Raw genomic sequence first — 14924 nt, 5'->3', positions numbered from 1 at the left:
TCAGAAGCCCATGCGAATGCGGGTCTTGCGGCGTTCGATGAGGATGAACGTCACCCCCAGCGCCCAGAGGGGCACCTGCATGAAGAACGCCAGGCGGAAAGCATCCAGTGAATAGGTGTCCGGAGTACCGGCGCCCTGCAGGTCGAGCGTCACGCCGATGAGGAACACTGCGAGGAGAGCAGCCACGAAGCCGCCCGCATTCGTGAGTCCGGTCGCCGTGCTCAACCGATGAGCGGGGTTGTGCGTGCGGGCATGATCGAATGCGATCATCGATGCGGGTCCGCCGAAGGCCAGAGCTACGGCGAGCACATACAGCAGCCAATCGGGAGCCGAACCGGGGTAGAAGATCACGGCGAGCCAGGCGATGCACTGAATGGCCGTCGCCGGCAGTACGAGTGCCAGCGAGCGCTGATTCGGCATCCGACGGGAGAGATCCCCGATGACCGGCCCGAGGATCATTCCCGCCACGACATATACCGATATGAGCCCCGCCGCGCGTGCAGCGGAGAGACCCTCGCCGGCGGTCAGGAAGGGCATGCCCCACAGGAGCACGAACGCCGTACCCGCGAAGGGCGTCGTGAAGTGCGACCAGAACGCGAGGCGCGTGCCGGGGTGACGCCAGGCCGCACGAATACCGACCTCCGTATCGACCGATGAGGTCACGATGCGCACCACACCCGTCTCGGTATCGACGGTGACGTCGGCGGGGGACTCCGGCGGATGGTTGCGGATGAGCGCGAAGACCAGGATGCCGAAGAGCACCCCGAGTCCGGCGAAGCTGCCGAAGGCGATCGACCACGACGTCGAGTGAAGCAGCGCTGCGAGCGGGACGAGGGCGATGAGCTGACCGGCCTGACCGATCACGCCCGTGAGCTGCACCATCACCGGTCCACGCTGCGAGGGGAACCAGGTGGCGACCAGCCGCAGGACCGCCGGGAACACCGCGGCATCACCGGCGCCCAGCAGTACGCGCGCGAGGATCGCGATGCCGATGCTGGGGGAGAGGGCCATCGTCAGCTGCCCCAGCGCCATGAGGAACATGCCCGCCGTGATGATGGGGCGCGCGCCGTATCGGTCCAGCAGCACGCCGATCGGGATCTGCATACCGCCGTAGACCGCGAGTTGCACGACCGCGAAGAGCGAGAGGGTCGCAGCATCCGCGTGGAAGCGCTCGGCGGCGTCGACGCCGACGGCTCCGAGAGATGTGCGGTTCGCTATCGCGAGCATGTACGCGGCGACGCCGACGGCCCAGATCAGCCAGCCTCTCCACCCGGGTATCTGACGGGGAGCGGGGGAGGCGATCGGCACGCTCTCTACGCTACCCCTCGACGGGAGAGGACTCCGGCGACGGGGCCCCGAGACGCGTCTTCTGCTCCTGCCACTCTCGCCAGGTGAGCCAGATCACGACGAGGTCGAAAACAGTGAGGAGCACCATCATCCAGGTGAAGTGGAAAATGATCTCATACGACTGGTAGACGATGAATCCCGCGATCACGACGAGCGTCCACGGGTACGCCCACAGCTTCTGCTTGAGCAGTGCCCACACCATCGCGATCTTGATCGCCCCGTGCAGCATGAGGTACCAGCCCGCGAAATCCGCCGAGTCCGCCCCGAGCCTATCGGCGAAGGCGTTCATCCACTGGGCGATCGCCGAATCCGGATGCGAGACGAAAGCGTGGACGCTGACCCAGCGCAGCATGCCGCGCAGATGTTCGATATCGATGATCAGGAGAGCGAGCCCGCCGAGCAGCTCCAGAACGCCATTCAGGCCTTTAAGGCCGATCATCGCGTCGAAAACACGATCGAGCAGGCTTCGTCCCCCGGGTGCCGTCATGCGGCGAGCCTATCGGCTGAGGGATCGCTGGTCGTGCATCGAGCGCAACACCCCGTACCGAGTAAGGAGAGAGAGAAAGTCCGGTGCGTCACACACGGATAGCCTGAAGGCGTGGCTAGAGCAGAGAATCGATACCGCGGACGACATGTATCGGGTCAGAGCTCGCTCAGAGCTACCCTCGCCGTCGTCTCTTATGCGGGCATCCTCCTCATCGGATCCGGATGTTCGATGCTCGGGTTCGGGGGACCGGGGCTCCACGGTGATATCGAGCCGGGAGCGGGCGCGTACTCCGTCTATTACACCGATATGGATACGCGTCGCGGTAACGCGACTACCGTCGACGATGACGGAGCCGTCATCGCGACCGCAGAACTCACCGCGGTCAATCTGTCCACCCGCATCGACGCGCCGACGACCGTGGGGTTGCTCGGTGCACGCTCCGCAGATCTTGCCTTCGTGAACGACGACGGATCGGTGGACACCGGACACCTCGACTACCCCGAGGGGACCGGCGTCACGGCCGCAGCCTGGTTGGGAGATGACGAGATCGCTTCGCTCGTCAATGTCGGCCAGGATGGGCAGGGCTACTCGAACCCTCTCGTCGTCCATGACCGCACCGGCAAGACGCTGCGCAGCCTCGAACTGCACGGGTACCTGGAGAGTGCGATCCTCCACGGCGATGAGCTGTACTTGGCCGGCCAGATCGAGGCATCTGAACCGGAAGGCGATGGATCACGGATCATCGTGGTCGATCCCAACGAGATGACGGTGCTGGCCCAGCACGACTGGCCCGGCACAGGCGGAATCCAGTCATGTGCGATGACTGGTGAGACGCTCTATTGCCTCGAGTCCGATTCATTCCACGATATTGATGACTACCCCGAATTCGCCTGGAACAAATTGGTTCGGATAGACACGGTGACCTGGGATAAAACGCTCATCACCGAGTTCTCGGACACGGGAGTCCGAATCGAGAACCTGGGGGAGCGGATCTACGTGCTGCTGGAGCATGGCGTCGCGTTGCTCTCGCCCGATGGCGCTTCCGTCGTCCTCGAACGCGAGTTCGGGGACGGGGAGGATGCGAAGGCCGAACGACTGGTGGCGTCACCCGGCGGGCAGCTCGACCTGTACGTCCGGGACTTCTCATTCGCAGATCGAAGCGGCGGCCGAACCTACGTCGGCGATGTGCTCCGTCTGGATGCCGCCACGTTGAAGACGACGCGGAGCACACCCATGGAACTGCCCGGCGCTCAGTTCGTCGATCTGCACGCGATTCCTGCGGAGCTCTTCACGCTCAGCGACTGACGGGGCAGTGTGAACGCACGGCTTTCGAAACCCGATCTGACATAATGTGCATTATCGGCTTATCCATTGCAACCGATACAGCCCTCGAACCGATCAACGCATCACGCCGCTTACTGGTGAAAGACCTCCGCATGCTCCGCGCACAATGAGAGCATAAGTACGAACCAGAGCGAGTCGACAAAGTTCAGGAGTCACCCAGCTCGCTGCACGACACCGATGCCAAGTAGGTGTCCGCTGAAGTCCCGGATACCGGGCGTCGAGCTCGATGCCCGAGCAATCGTGCGGGCCGCCATCGCAGCATCCGGGCCGGCGTCGGCCGGGACCTGTTCGAGGAAGAGCCCCGCAGGGCCCTCGATGCCGTGGACCTCGACATCCGCGATACCGTCCCGCGACAGCTCATCGCTGAGCTCTTCCGAGGTATGGAAGTGTCCTACTGGAAAGCGGATGCGCGGAGAAGGCTTGCCGTCTCGGAGCAGGCGGATCCATTCATCCGTATCTCCTGTCGCCGGATCGGTGGTCAGGTAGAGCTGACCGAAGGCGATGAAGCGCGAGATGGCCCCGGCGAAGATGTGACCGCCCTGACGGGTGACCCGCACGGCCTCCGCGATCGCGAGATCGCGAGCCTCCGGTTCGGCCAGGTGATACAACGGCCCGAGCATGATCGCCGCCTCGAACTCCGCGTCCGAGAAGGGCAGGTCCCGCGCATCATCCACCTGTGCGTCGAGGCCCGACCTGCGGGCCGCATCGACGTGGTTCTGCACCGGGTCAATGAGCATGACCTCATATCCCGCGTCGCGGAGGGCGACGGCATGAGCACCTGCTCCCCCGCCGATATCGATGATCCGAGAGCCCGCAGGAACGTGCGAACGGACCAGCTCCTGCACACGGTCGAACTCGAGCGGCCCCTGCGCAGAGCGCGTCGTAAGGCGCGCCCGCTCGTCGAACACACCGCCGTAGTACTCCTGAATGCGTCGGTCGATATCAGCCTGCAGCGTCATGCGCGCTCTCGTCTGTCGATATCCCCGCAAGCAGTGCGGCGACGATATCTGACTTGCCCGCGGTGTACGCGCCCCAGCCGGTCGCGGTGGCGGCAGACTGCCGCTTCACCTCAAGATAGCGATGCCGCGCCGCGGCGTCGCTTCGCAGCAAGTCGCGGAAGGCCAACCGACGCCGCCATTGCTCACCTCCGGCTTCAACGACGTGCACCACTGCCTCACGAGCGCCCCGAGACGGCACGCTCAACCACGCGTGGCGATCACGACACCCTTCCTCATCGAATCCCGCGTTCTTATGAACCCTCGATACGACGGCGATCTGTTCTCTTGGCACACCCACGAGCACATCCACGACATCCTTTGCCTCGTATGCCGGGACTGCCGTCGAGCCAATATGGGCGATTCGAGCGCCAGGAGCGAGACTGTGGATTCTCGCCGCGAGCGATTCGAATCGCGCATGCCACTCCGCGTCTTTTCCGCTCACCAAGATCACAGCGGTACCGTCGTCGTTCACCGCACCCCCACGTACTCCGCGAGGTACTCGCCCGTCAGCGTCGATTTCGCCGCCACAAGATCCGCCGGCGTGCCCTCGAACACGATCCGTCCGCCGTCATGCCCCGCTCCGGGACCGAGGTCGATGATCCAGTCCGCGTGGGCCATCACCGCCTGATGGTGTTCGATGACGATGACGGTCTTGCCAGTATCCACGAGACGGTCCAGCACGCCGAGGATCGTGTCCACATCTGCGAGATGAAGCCCCGTCGTCGGCTCGTCGAGCACGTAGACGTCGCCTTTCTCCCCCATCTGGATCGCCAGCTTCACACGCTGGCGCTCACCGCCCGACAGAGTCGACAGGGGTTGGCCGAGCGAAAGATATCCGAGACCGACATCGGCAAGGCACTGGAGGATCTTCACCGCCGCAGGCAGCTTCGCTTCCCCCTCGGAGAAGAACTCCAATGCCTCCGCGACGGGCATATCGAGCACCTCGGTGATGTCCTTGCCTGCGAGCCGGTATTCGAGCACCGATGCCTGGAACCGTTTCCCGCCGCAGTCCTCGCAGGGCGTGGAGATGGTGTCCATGAAGCCCAGCTCGGTGACGATGACACCCGCGCCCTTGCACGACGGGCACGCACCCTCGGAATTGGCGCTGAACAGCGCCGGTTTCACCCCGTTCGCCTTCGCGAAGGCCTTCCGGATCGGGTCCAGCAGGCCCGTGTACGTCGCGGGATTACTGCGCCGGGACCCCTTGATCGCACTCTGATCGATCGCGATGACGCCATCGCGAGGTGCCACCGAGCCGTGGATCAGCGAGCTCTTGCCGGAACCTGCGACACCCGTTACGACGGTCAGCACCCCGGTCGGGATGTCCACATTCACGTCCTGCAGGTTGTTCGCATCCGCACCGCGGACCTCGATCATTCCGGTCGCTTCGCGCACAGCATCCTTCAGCGAAGCCCGATCCCCCAGGTGCTTTCCCGTGAGCGTCCCACTGGCACGAAGATCATCGACGGAACCTTCGAAGCAGATCTCTCCGCCTCTGGATCCGGCTCCTGGTCCGAGATCGACGACACGGTCGGCGATCGCGATCGTCTCCGGCTTGTGCTCGACGACGAGGACGGTGTTGCCCTTGTCGCGCAACTGCAGCAGCAGCGCGTTCATCCGCTGGATGTCGTGCGGGTGCAGGCCGATGGTCGGCTCGTCGAACACATAGGTCACGTCGGTGAGCGCCGATCCCAGATGCCGGAGCATCTTGATGCGCTGCGCCTCTCCCCCGCTCAGCGTCCCCGACGGCCGCTCCAGGCTGAGATACCCCAATCCCAGGGTGACGAATGCATCGAGATTTGCACGCAGGGAACCCAGCAGCGGGCCGGCTCCGGGGAGCGAGAGACCGCGGACCCACGCTGCGAGATCCGTCACCTGCATCCGACAGGCATCCGCAATGCTGATGCCCCCGATCTTCGACGAGCGCGCACCCTCGGTGAGTCGGGTGCCATCGCATTCGGGACAGGTCGTGAAGGATGCCACGCGCTCCACGAACGCGCGGATATGCGGTTGCAGCGCATCGAGGTCCTTCGACAGCATCGACTTGGTGATCTTCGGGATCAGCCCCTCGTAGGTCATGTTGATGCCGCTGATCTTCACCTTCGTCACCTCGCCATAGAGGAAGAGGTGGCGCTGCTTCTCGCTGAAGTCCTTCACCGGTTTATCGGCCGGGTAGAACCCGGATTCGGAGAAGCCCTTCACCATCCATCCGTCAGCGGTGTAACCGGGAACCATGATGGCGCCCTCGTCGAGCGACTTGGACTCGTCGACGATCTGCGCCAGGTCGAGATCGGAGACCGCTCCCCTGCCCTCGCACCGCGGACACATGCCGCCCAGGTAGACGGCATCCTTCACGATCTTGCGCTCGCCGTTCGGCCCGGTCATCACACCGCTGGCCTTCTGCGTCGGAATGTTGAAGGAGAACGCCGTGGGGCCCCCGATATGCGGCTCCCCCAGCTTGCTGCACAGGATGCGCAGCATCGCATTGGCATCCGTGACCGTGCCGACCGTCGAACGAGGGTTCGCCCCGAGCCGCTCTTGATCCACCAGGATCGCCGTCGTCAACCCTTCGAGGACGTCGACGTCGGGACGCGGGACCGAGGGCATGAACCCCTGCACGAACGCGCTGTAGGTCTCATCGATCAACCGGCGGGATTCGGCGGCGATCGTATCGAAGACGAGCGAGCTCTTCCCCGACCCCGAGACACCCGTGAAGACCGTCAGCCTCCGCTTGGGAATATCGACGTCGATGCCCCGAAGGTTATTCTCCCGGGCACCCCTCACCCGGATGAAATCATGCGCATCCGGCGTAGCCCGATCGCTCATAGAACCTCCTCGTTCACCGGGTTTTGTCCGGGTGCGACAATCTTTTCACGTCGCCGCACCCGCCGGTACCGGACTTAGCACTAATGTGTGGCGTATCCGCCAGGTTCTTCGAGAGAGGCCCCGCATGTCTGACACCGCCCCCACAGCAACGCCGCTGTTCCGATCCGCACGGATCGCCCTCGCCGTCTTCGGCGTCCTCGCACTCATCGCAGGCATCGCCATCCTCGTCTGGCCGCTGAAGTCGGCGTTCCTCGTCACCGGAATCATCGCCGCGTTCTTCATCCTCGCCGGCGTCACCTACATCGGACTCGGCATCTTCTCGAAGGCCAAGGGCTGGTGGGCACGAGTCGGACACATCGTGCTCGGGCTTCTCTACATCGTCGCCGGTGCCTTCGCTTTCGTGAACCCGGTGGATGCCGCGCTGGGCCTGGCGATCTTCACCGCGGTGTTCATCGGTGTCAGCTGGATCGTCGACGGCATCGTCTCCCTGACCCTGCTCCACCAGGACGGCTCCAAAGTCTGGACGATCCTCTACGCACTGCTGAGCATCATCGCCGGCGTGATCGTCCTGTTCTCCCCCATGCTCGCCGCCGTCGCACTGTGGTGGGTCCTCGGCATTTCGCTCGTGGTTCTCGGCATCATCCAGATCATCCGTGCGATCACGCTCGGCAAGGACGAGCCGACGATCGCCGCGGAGACGGCACCGGATGCCGTATTCGCGCCGTCGGCGGCGCCCCCGGCGAACGGCTGACCGCGCACGAGAACGACGAAGGATCCGCCGGAGCATCCGGCGGATCCTTCGTCGTACAGGGTGCTGTTACTCAGCGATGAAGCCGCTCGTATCCCCGACGAGACGCGTGTTGTCGGCCGGAACGGGGTCGACAGCTGCGCGCGCGACCTCGGCCGCGAACTCGGAGACGTTGTAGAGCTTGCCCGCCGACTCGCGACGACCGGCGATGGCACCGGGGTTGGCGCGCTCGAGCAGGGTCGCGGTGATCGTGCCCTCGATCATGTCGCCGGAGACGACTGTGAAGCCGATGCCACGAGCTTCAAGCGTCGGGATCATCTCGCGCAGGGCATCTTCACCTGCGCGCTTCGACAGGGCGACGGGCTCGTACTCGGGCATGGTCGGCGTCGTGCGGATGAAGTGCGCCTGGTGGCTGGTGACGAAGACCACTCGGGATCCCTCGCCGAGCAGCGGGAGCGCGGCGTTAAGCACGTTGAGCTGGGCGTCGCGGTTGAGAGTGAGCGCGTAGTCCTCGGCCATGCCGGCTTCCATACCGCCCGACGCGTTGAGCACCAGCACATCGAGCGTGCCGTACTCCTCGACGATCTGCGCGAACATCGCGGCGACCGAGTCGGCATCGGTGAGGTCGGCACCCACCGTGATCGCCCGACGGCCGAGCTCGCGCAGCTGCGTCGCGAGCTTCTCGGCGCGCGGTGCCTTGTTGCGGAAGTTGATGACGACATCGGCTCCCGCTTCGGCGAAATAGCGGACGGTGTCCGCACCGATTCCGCGTGACGACCCCGTGACGAGGGCGACCTTTCCGTCGAGAGAACCTGCGGGCAGAACGTCGGTCACGGTGACTCCTTGAAGTGCGGGGAAAGCCGCGGAACACGCGACCTCAACACCTTACCAATGCCCCTTCTCCCACCCCGAAACGGAGAATTGCCGCGTGGTAGGTTGACGGCAGAGGAGGACACATGAACGATGCTTCGGTATTCGTGGAACTGGTCACCGAGTGGTCGTGGATCGGCTGGCTCGTCCTGATCGCCTTATTCCTCGTTATCGAGATGCTCACGCTCGATTTCACCTTCCTCATGCTCGCGCTCGGCAGCGGTATCGGTCTCATCACCGGGCTCATCGGCACTCCCCTCTGGGCGCAGCTGCTCATCGCCGCTGTGGCGGCCGCGCTGTTCATCCTCTTCCTGCGCCCACCGCTGCTGAAAAGGCTTCATCGCAACGAAGACCCGACGAAGTCGAACATCGACGCGCTCATCGGTCTGCACGGCATCGCCCTGTCCGACATCACGACGCTCACCGGACAGGTGAAGGTCAGCAACGGCGACACCTGGACCGCGCGCAGCGAAGGCGCGCAGATCCCTCGGGGAGCCCCGGTAGAGATCGCTGCGATCAACGGCGCGACCGCTATCGTCCATCACCTCAACGACTAGGAGAACCTCGTGAACGATTCCTCGTTCATGCCCGCAACGATCGGGTGGATCCTCGCGATCGCCGTCATCATCTTCGTGGTCGTCACGGTCGCGCGCGCGATCCGCATCATCCCGCAGGCGACGGCCGGCGTGGTCGAGCGACTCGGCCGGTACCATAAGACCCTCTCCCCCGGTCTGAACATCCTGATGCCGTTCATCGACCGGCTGCGACCCCTCATCGACATGCGGGAGCAGGTGGTCTCCTTCCCGCCGCAGCCGGTGATCACCGAGGACAACCTCGTCGTATCCATCGATACCGTCGTCTACTTCCAGGTGACGGATGCCCGCGCCGCCACCTATGAGATCGCGAACTACCTCGGCGCCGTCGAGCAGCTCACGACGACGACGCTGCGAAACGTCGTCGGAGGTCTGAACCTCGAGGAGGCCCTGACCAGCCGCGATGAGATCAATGGTCAGCTGCGCGTCGTGCTCGACGAGGCCACCGGCAAGTGGGGCATCCGCGTCGGTCGCGTCGAGCTCAAGGCGATCGATCCGCCCGCATCGATCCAGGATTCGATGGAGAAGCAGATGCGCGCCGAGCGCGACCGTCGCGCGGCGATCCTCACCGCCGAGGGCACCAAGCAGTCCGCGATCCTGGAGGCCGAGGGGGCGCGCCAGGCCGAGATCCTGCGCGCCGAGGGAGACAAGCAGGCCGCGGTTCTGCGCGCTCAGGGCGAGGCCGAGGCGATCCAGAGCGTCTTCGCCTCGATCCACCAGGGCGCCCCGGACGACAAGCTGCTCGCCTACCAGTACCTCCAGATGCTCCCGAAGATCGCCGACAGCCAGTCCAGCAAGCTCTGGATCGTGCCCAGCGAGCTGACAGAGGCGCTGAAGGGCATCGGAGGGGCATTCGCCCCGCGCGCCGGCTCGCAGCCGCCCACAGGAATGCCGGGAGCGTGAGCCACCCGTATTTCGAAAGGGCCCGATACCCTCGTGTGCTCGCTCATCGAGGACTCATAACGGGTGCTGGCGCCGACTCCGGCATCTGGGAGAACACCGCAGCGGCCTTCGCCGCAGCGCACGCAGCCGGCGCCGAGTACGTGGAGACGGACTGCCGAGTCACGGCGGATGGCGATGTCGTCCTCTTCCACGATGAACGCTTGACGCGGATGCTGAAGGATCACCGAGCCGTTTCTCAGGTGCGCACGCGGGAGCTGCGCGAGCGCTTCGCGGCCCACGGAGGACTCCTCACGGTCGGCGAGATGCTCGAGATGTTCCCGGAGACGCGTTTCAACATCGATGTGAAGACGGATGCCGCGGCACAGGTCCTCGGGCCGATCATCGCACCGCACGCCCACCGAGTGTTGGTCACGAGTTTCGTCGATTCCCGTCGCGAACGAGCCGTTTCCGCAGTCCTCGCGGCCGGCGCGAAGATCAGGCCGGCGACGTCCGCCGGCCAGCGCACCACGATGCGCGTTCGTGCTGCCAGCGCCGTGGGCCTGTCCGCTGCAGGAGCGTTACGGGGCATCGACGCGCTGCAGATCCCTGAACGTTTCGGAGCACTCCGGGTTCTCACGCCGTCGCTTCTGCGCGCTGCTCGCCGCTCGGGCGTCGAGGTGCACGTCTGGACCGTGAACGAGCCCGCCGAGATGCGACGTCTCATCGGGCTCGGCGCAGATGGCGTCGTCACCGACCGTGCAGATCTCGCGCTGAAGGCGCTCCCCGCCGCTTTCTGATCGCGGGCCTGGGATTCCACTGTGAAACGCCCGGGTATCGTGCCTGCGTTGAGCCGCTCCACAGGCGCGTTCGATATACCTGAGAGCGACGAGAGGACCACAAAATGGCAGACCGCAGCTTGCGCGGCATCCGACTCGGCGCCCAGAGCCTACAGAGCGAAGAAGGCGTCGTTTTCATGGAGCGCCGTGAGACCACGTACCTGTGCGAGACGTGCAACCACGTGACCAACCTGATGTTCGCCGCCGACGCTGAGCCGCCGCAGACCTGGGAGTGCCGCGCATGCGGCGCCGAGGCTGTGCTCCGTGTCGATGGGAAGACCATCACCCCTGATGCCGTCGACGAGAAGGCAGCCCGCACGCCGTGGGACATGCTTCTCGAGCGTCGTACGCGCGCTGAGCTCGAGGAGCTCCTCGAAGAGCGTCTCGCGTTCGTGCGCGCCCGCCGTGGCGACACCGCTCAGGAGAAGATCGGCGCCTAAGACCGCCGACGACGGGCGCGCCACCACCCGAAAAGGAGCGCGCCCAGTCCTCCCCAGAGCAGAACCCGCTGCACAACTGGGCCGAGGACGACACCCGCTGTGAGGCCGGTGCGAAGTTCGACATCGTCGAGCATCGCACCGGCCTCATCGGCGTTCAAGGAAGCGATCGTCGTCCCGTCTGCGCTGATGATCTGGCTGGCGCCTACCGTCGAGATGTTGACGACGCTGCGGCCCGTCTCGATCGCACGCATACGGGCGAACGCCAGCTGCTGCTGGTTCTCATCCGTTCCCCGGAAGTCGGCGTTGTTCGTCTGGAAGACGAGTACCTCCGCTCCCCCGAGCACGCCCTCACGGATCACATCGTCGTAGATCACATCGAAGCAGATGGCGAGGCCGACGAGGATGCCGTCGACGTCGACGAGCGGCGGATTCGTTCCGTGCGTGTACTCCCGGCCGATGAGCCCGATCAGATCGGGCACGATCGCGTTGTAGAACTCCCGATCGGGGACGTATTCGCCGAAGGGAACCGGGTAGCGCTTGTCATGGATCTGATCGGCGGTGCCGTCCGCCGTCCACAGCATCGACGTGTTGTAGTAGAGCCCGTCTCGCCCCGTCGCGGTGTTCACCAAGAGCGGTGCGTCGATCCGATTCGCGAGTCTCGTGAGGCGGCGGGCGGTCGACGCATCCTGGAAAGGATCGTAATCGACCCCGCCCTCGGGCCAGACGAGAAGATCGATGTCTTCTCCGATGAGCGGGCGGGTCGCCTCGGTCTGCGCATCGATCACGGAATACGGCTCCCGCTCATCGAAATAACCCGTGGGGCCGTTTCCCTGCACCGCGGCGACGCGGATGCTGCCGGAGGGCGTCGTCGGAAAGGCCGGAGTCAGCAGGAGGACGAGTCCGAGCACCACCGGCACGGCAAGGCGGACCGGACGCCGCCAGGCGCGCAGGCGCACCACCTCGAGCACCATGGCGACGAAGAACACGATGAGGAAGCTCAGCCCGGTGACACCGCCCCAGGAGGCGACGGTGGCCAACGGGCTCTCCGACTGGGTCATCCCCAGACGCGCCCAGGGGAAGCCCGTGTACGGCCAGGAACCGAGAACGAGCTCGCGCCCGGCCCAGAGCGCCGCCACGACGGCGGGCAAGAGAACCAGACGTGCGCTCGACGAGGGGAAGGCCCGCGGAAGCCAGCGGTAGGCCAGAGAGATCGCGACGAGACCGACGCCCGTGAGCACGCCCTCGAGCGTTGCCAGGGCTGCCCAGGGGAGCACGCCGAGATATCTGGACGTCCATTCGACGAGCAGGAAGAAGAACACGCATCCGTAAACGAGTCCGACCAGCAGCGCTCCGCCGATACGGCGCCCGATGAGAGCGGGCAGCACCAGGGCAACCGAGAGGAACGCCGACAACCACAGCCCGACCGATGGATAGCTCAGGTCCATGAGGACGCCGGCGAGGGCCGCCGAGATCACGGCCAGCCACAGCGGCATCAGCGCGCGCTCCGTCGCACCGCCCTCTCGGTCTCCGGTCACGTCGACGTATATGCCACGATGCCGCGCCGCACGCCTTCGAGCGCCTGCCGCGCCGTCCGGGCAAGCGTCGCGTCCTCGGCGACGATCGAGAGCTGGTCGAGAAGATCGATGGTCTGCTTGCTCCAGCGCACGAAGTCCCCCGCGGCCATGTCGGCCTCGATGAGCACGCGGTCGAGCACGGCACCGCGTGCCCAGGCGTGCATCGCGCCGGAAAGCCCGGCGGCGAGCGGCTCGGAACCGGGCAGATGGTGGCTCTGCTCGAGGTCGTCGAGCTCCGCCCAGAGCTGCTCGGTCTTCTCGAAGGCGACGCGGAACGCTCCGCGGGGAAGGCCGCGCCCTCCCGAGGTCGCCTCATCGCGCCGCGGCTCGTACACGAGGCTGCAGGCCATCGCCGCGAGCGACGGCGCATCCAGCCCCTTCCATAGCCCCTGGCGCAGGGACTCGGCGACGAGCAGGTCGCGCTCGCCGTAGATCCGCCGCATGGTGCGCCCGGCATCGGTCAGAGCCGTCTCCTCGCCTTCGCCGGTGACGTAGTCCAGTGTCGTGAGCACATCGACGACGCGGTCGAAGACCCGTGCGACCGTCCCGGTGCGTGCCTCGATCTGCGAGCGTGTGCGGTCGGTCTGCCGCTTGAGCTTCCAGTAGCGCTCCGCCCAGCGCGCGTGCGCCTCACGGTCGGGACAGCCGTGGCATCCGTGCCTCTGCATCACCGTGCGCAGCTTCTGGATGCGTTTCATGCGCTTATCGCGCGCCGCGCGCGCACCGTGAGCATCTTGACGGTTCTTCTTCTCGAGATCGCTGAGCTCGCGTCGGATGCCGGCGTACTCCAGGAAATCCCCGTGCTCGCACTGCATGGCGGTGCGGTAGCCCGTCAGAGACTCCTCGGCCTCGCGCACCTGGCGCGCCAGCCCCACGACGGCACGATCAGCCTGGAACTGCGCGAACGATGACTCGAGCACCTCGCGCGCCCGGGGGCGTCCGAAAAGGTCGATGAGGTTGACGGCCATGTTGTATGTGGGCCGGAAGCTGGAGTTCAGCGGATACGTGCGCCGTGAGGCGAGAGCGCCCACCGCCTGCGGATCCATGCCCTCGGTCCACTGCACCACCGCATGACCTTCGACATCGATACCGCGGCGTCCGGCACGGCCCGTGAGCTGGGTGTACTCGCCCGACGTTATCGCGACACGCGCCTCGCCGTTGAACTTCTCCATCTTCTCGAGCACGACCGTGCGCGCCGGCATGTTGATGCCCAGCGCCAGAGTCTCGGTCGCGAAGACGGCCTTGACGAGTTTGCGTCGGAACAGCTCTTCGACGACCTCCTTGAATGCCGGGAGGAGGCCGGCATGGTGCGCCGCGACGCCCCGCTCGAGGTTGTCGACCCACTCGAAGTAGCCGAGAACCCCGAGATCCTCGTCCTTCAGTGATCGGGTGCGCTCCTCGACGATCTCGCGGATCTCGGCACGCTCTTCCGCGGTCGTCAAGCGCAAGCCGGAACGGCGCACCTGCTGGACCGCGGCATCGCATCCGACCCGGCTGAAGATGAAGAAGATCGCCGGCAGCAGGTTCGCCCCGTCCAGCAGGCACACGACCTCCGGTCGATCCATGCGTTCGATGCGACGCGGGTTCCCCCCGCGAATGGCGCGCTTGCCGCCGCGCTGCGGACGCTGCTCGCTATGCCCGCCTCGGCGACCATGGCGCGCGCCGTATCCGCGCGAGGATTCATTGCGCGATCCCGAGGACCCGCGCAGGCGCATGAGCTCCTGGTTCACGGTCGCCGTCGCGACACCGGCACGGTCATCGAAGAGCGGGAGCAGATCATCCCGCACGAGAACATGCTGCTCGAGAGGAACCGGCCGGATCTCCGAGACGATCACCTCGGTGTCGCCACGGACCGTGTCGAGCCAATCGCCGAACTCCTCGGCGTTCGATACCGTCGCGCTCAGGGAGACGAGACGCACGCGCGTGGGCAGGTGGATGATGACCTCTTCCCACACCGCCCCGCGGAAACGATCGGCCAG

The 14924-nt window shown here is 65.5% G+C and carries 14 protein-coding genes; 6 read left to right on the top strand and 8 right to left on the bottom strand.

Annotated features, from left to right (window positions below; translation table 11 throughout):
- Both Q0Z66_RS00070 and Q0Z66_RS00065 read right to left on the bottom strand, forming a co-directional pair.
- Window positions 1–1227 (bottom strand): nitrate/nitrite transporter, encoded by a 1227-nt coding sequence (locus Q0Z66_RS00070; protein WP_298036704.1) that lies wholly within the window; start codon window positions 1225–1227, stop codon window positions 1–3.
- Window positions 1228–1318: 91 nt separating this feature from the next.
- On the bottom strand, window positions 1319–1834 hold the full coding sequence (locus Q0Z66_RS00065; protein ID WP_298036163.1) for a DUF2127 domain-containing protein: 516 nt from the start codon (window positions 1832–1834) through the stop codon (window positions 1319–1321).
- 111 nt (window positions 1835–1945) lie between these two features.
- Here Q0Z66_RS00065 and Q0Z66_RS00060 point away from each other — a divergent pair, with 111 nt between their 5' ends.
- Complete coding sequence (locus Q0Z66_RS00060) at window positions 1946–3139, top strand: hypothetical protein (RefSeq protein WP_298036160.1); 1194 nt, start codon at window positions 1946–1948, stop codon at window positions 3137–3139.
- Between the two features lie 191 nt (window positions 3140–3330).
- Here Q0Z66_RS00060 and Q0Z66_RS00055 read toward each other — a convergent pair whose 3' ends face one another.
- Genes Q0Z66_RS00055 through Q0Z66_RS00045 form a run of 3 tightly spaced genes read right to left on the bottom strand, consistent with a single transcriptional unit; the run spans window position 3331 to window position 7002 of the window.
- Window positions 3331–4137 carry a methyltransferase domain-containing protein gene (locus Q0Z66_RS00055; protein WP_298036157.1) on the bottom strand — a complete coding sequence of 269 codons (807 nt, stop codon included), beginning with the start codon at window positions 4135–4137 and terminating at the stop codon, window positions 3331–3333.
- A complete protein-coding gene (locus tag Q0Z66_RS00050) occupies window positions 4121–4648 on the bottom strand; it encodes a GrpB family protein (RefSeq protein ID WP_298036156.1) in 528 nt (175 codons plus the stop codon). Before Q0Z66_RS00050 ends, Q0Z66_RS00055 begins: the two co-directional genes overlap by 17 nt.
- Window positions 4645–7002 (bottom strand): excinuclease ABC subunit UvrA, encoded by a 2358-nt coding sequence (locus Q0Z66_RS00045; protein WP_298036154.1) that lies wholly within the window; start codon window positions 7000–7002, stop codon window positions 4645–4647. Before Q0Z66_RS00045 ends, Q0Z66_RS00050 begins: the two co-directional genes overlap by 4 nt.
- A 124-nt stretch (window positions 7003–7126) precedes the next feature.
- Between Q0Z66_RS00045 and Q0Z66_RS00040 the strand changes: the two genes are divergently transcribed.
- On the top strand, window positions 7127–7753 hold the full coding sequence (locus Q0Z66_RS00040) for an HdeD family acid-resistance protein (protein ID WP_298036151.1): 627 nt from the start codon (window positions 7127–7129) through the stop codon (window positions 7751–7753).
- A 66-nt stretch (window positions 7754–7819) separates the two neighbouring features.
- Here the strand turns inward: Q0Z66_RS00040 and Q0Z66_RS00035 are convergent, their stop codons facing one another.
- A complete protein-coding gene (locus tag Q0Z66_RS00035) occupies window positions 7820–8584 on the bottom strand; it encodes an SDR family oxidoreductase (protein ID WP_298036148.1) in 765 nt (254 codons plus the stop codon).
- Between the two features lie 122 nt (window positions 8585–8706).
- Here Q0Z66_RS00035 and Q0Z66_RS00030 point away from each other — a divergent pair, with 122 nt between their 5' ends.
- From Q0Z66_RS00030 to Q0Z66_RS00015, 4 genes are all read left to right on the top strand, one after another.
- Complete coding sequence (locus tag Q0Z66_RS00030; protein ID WP_298036145.1) at window positions 8707–9177, top strand: NfeD family protein; 471 nt, start codon at window positions 8707–8709, stop codon at window positions 9175–9177.
- A 27-nt stretch (window positions 9178–9204) separates the two neighbouring features.
- A complete protein-coding gene (locus Q0Z66_RS00025) occupies window positions 9205–10116 on the top strand; it encodes an SPFH domain-containing protein (RefSeq protein WP_298036701.1) in 912 nt (303 codons plus the stop codon).
- Window positions 10113–10892: a glycerophosphodiester phosphodiesterase family protein gene (locus Q0Z66_RS00020; protein WP_298036141.1), complete on the top strand. Its 780-nt coding sequence runs from the start codon at window positions 10113–10115 to the stop codon at window positions 10890–10892. Before Q0Z66_RS00025 ends, Q0Z66_RS00020 begins: the two co-directional genes overlap by 4 nt.
- A gap of 104 nt (window positions 10893–10996) precedes the next feature.
- Window positions 10997–11371, top strand: coding sequence for an RNA polymerase-binding protein RbpA (locus tag Q0Z66_RS00015; protein ID WP_298036140.1), 375 nt, complete (start codon window positions 10997–10999; stop codon window positions 11369–11371).
- On the opposite strand, the gene lnt is transcribed toward Q0Z66_RS00015, so the two are convergent.
- Both lnt and Q0Z66_RS00005 read right to left on the bottom strand, forming a co-directional pair.
- Window positions 11368–12906 carry an apolipoprotein N-acyltransferase gene (gene lnt, locus Q0Z66_RS00010; protein ID WP_298036137.1) on the bottom strand — a complete coding sequence of 513 codons (1539 nt, stop codon included), beginning with the start codon at window positions 12904–12906 and terminating at the stop codon, window positions 11368–11370. The two genes, Q0Z66_RS00015 and lnt, sit on opposite strands and share 4 nt — an antisense overlap.
- The coding region (locus Q0Z66_RS00005) for a helicase-related protein (protein ID WP_298036134.1) at window positions 12903–14924 on the bottom strand (2022 nt) is incomplete at its 5' end. The genes Q0Z66_RS00005 and lnt, both read right to left, overlap by 4 nt.

Source organism: uncultured Microbacterium sp. (genome assembly GCF_947632095.1).
Classification (GTDB): Bacteria; Actinomycetota; Actinomycetes; order Actinomycetales; family Microbacteriaceae; genus Microbacterium.
This window is presented reverse-complemented; position numbering and strand designations above follow the sequence as displayed.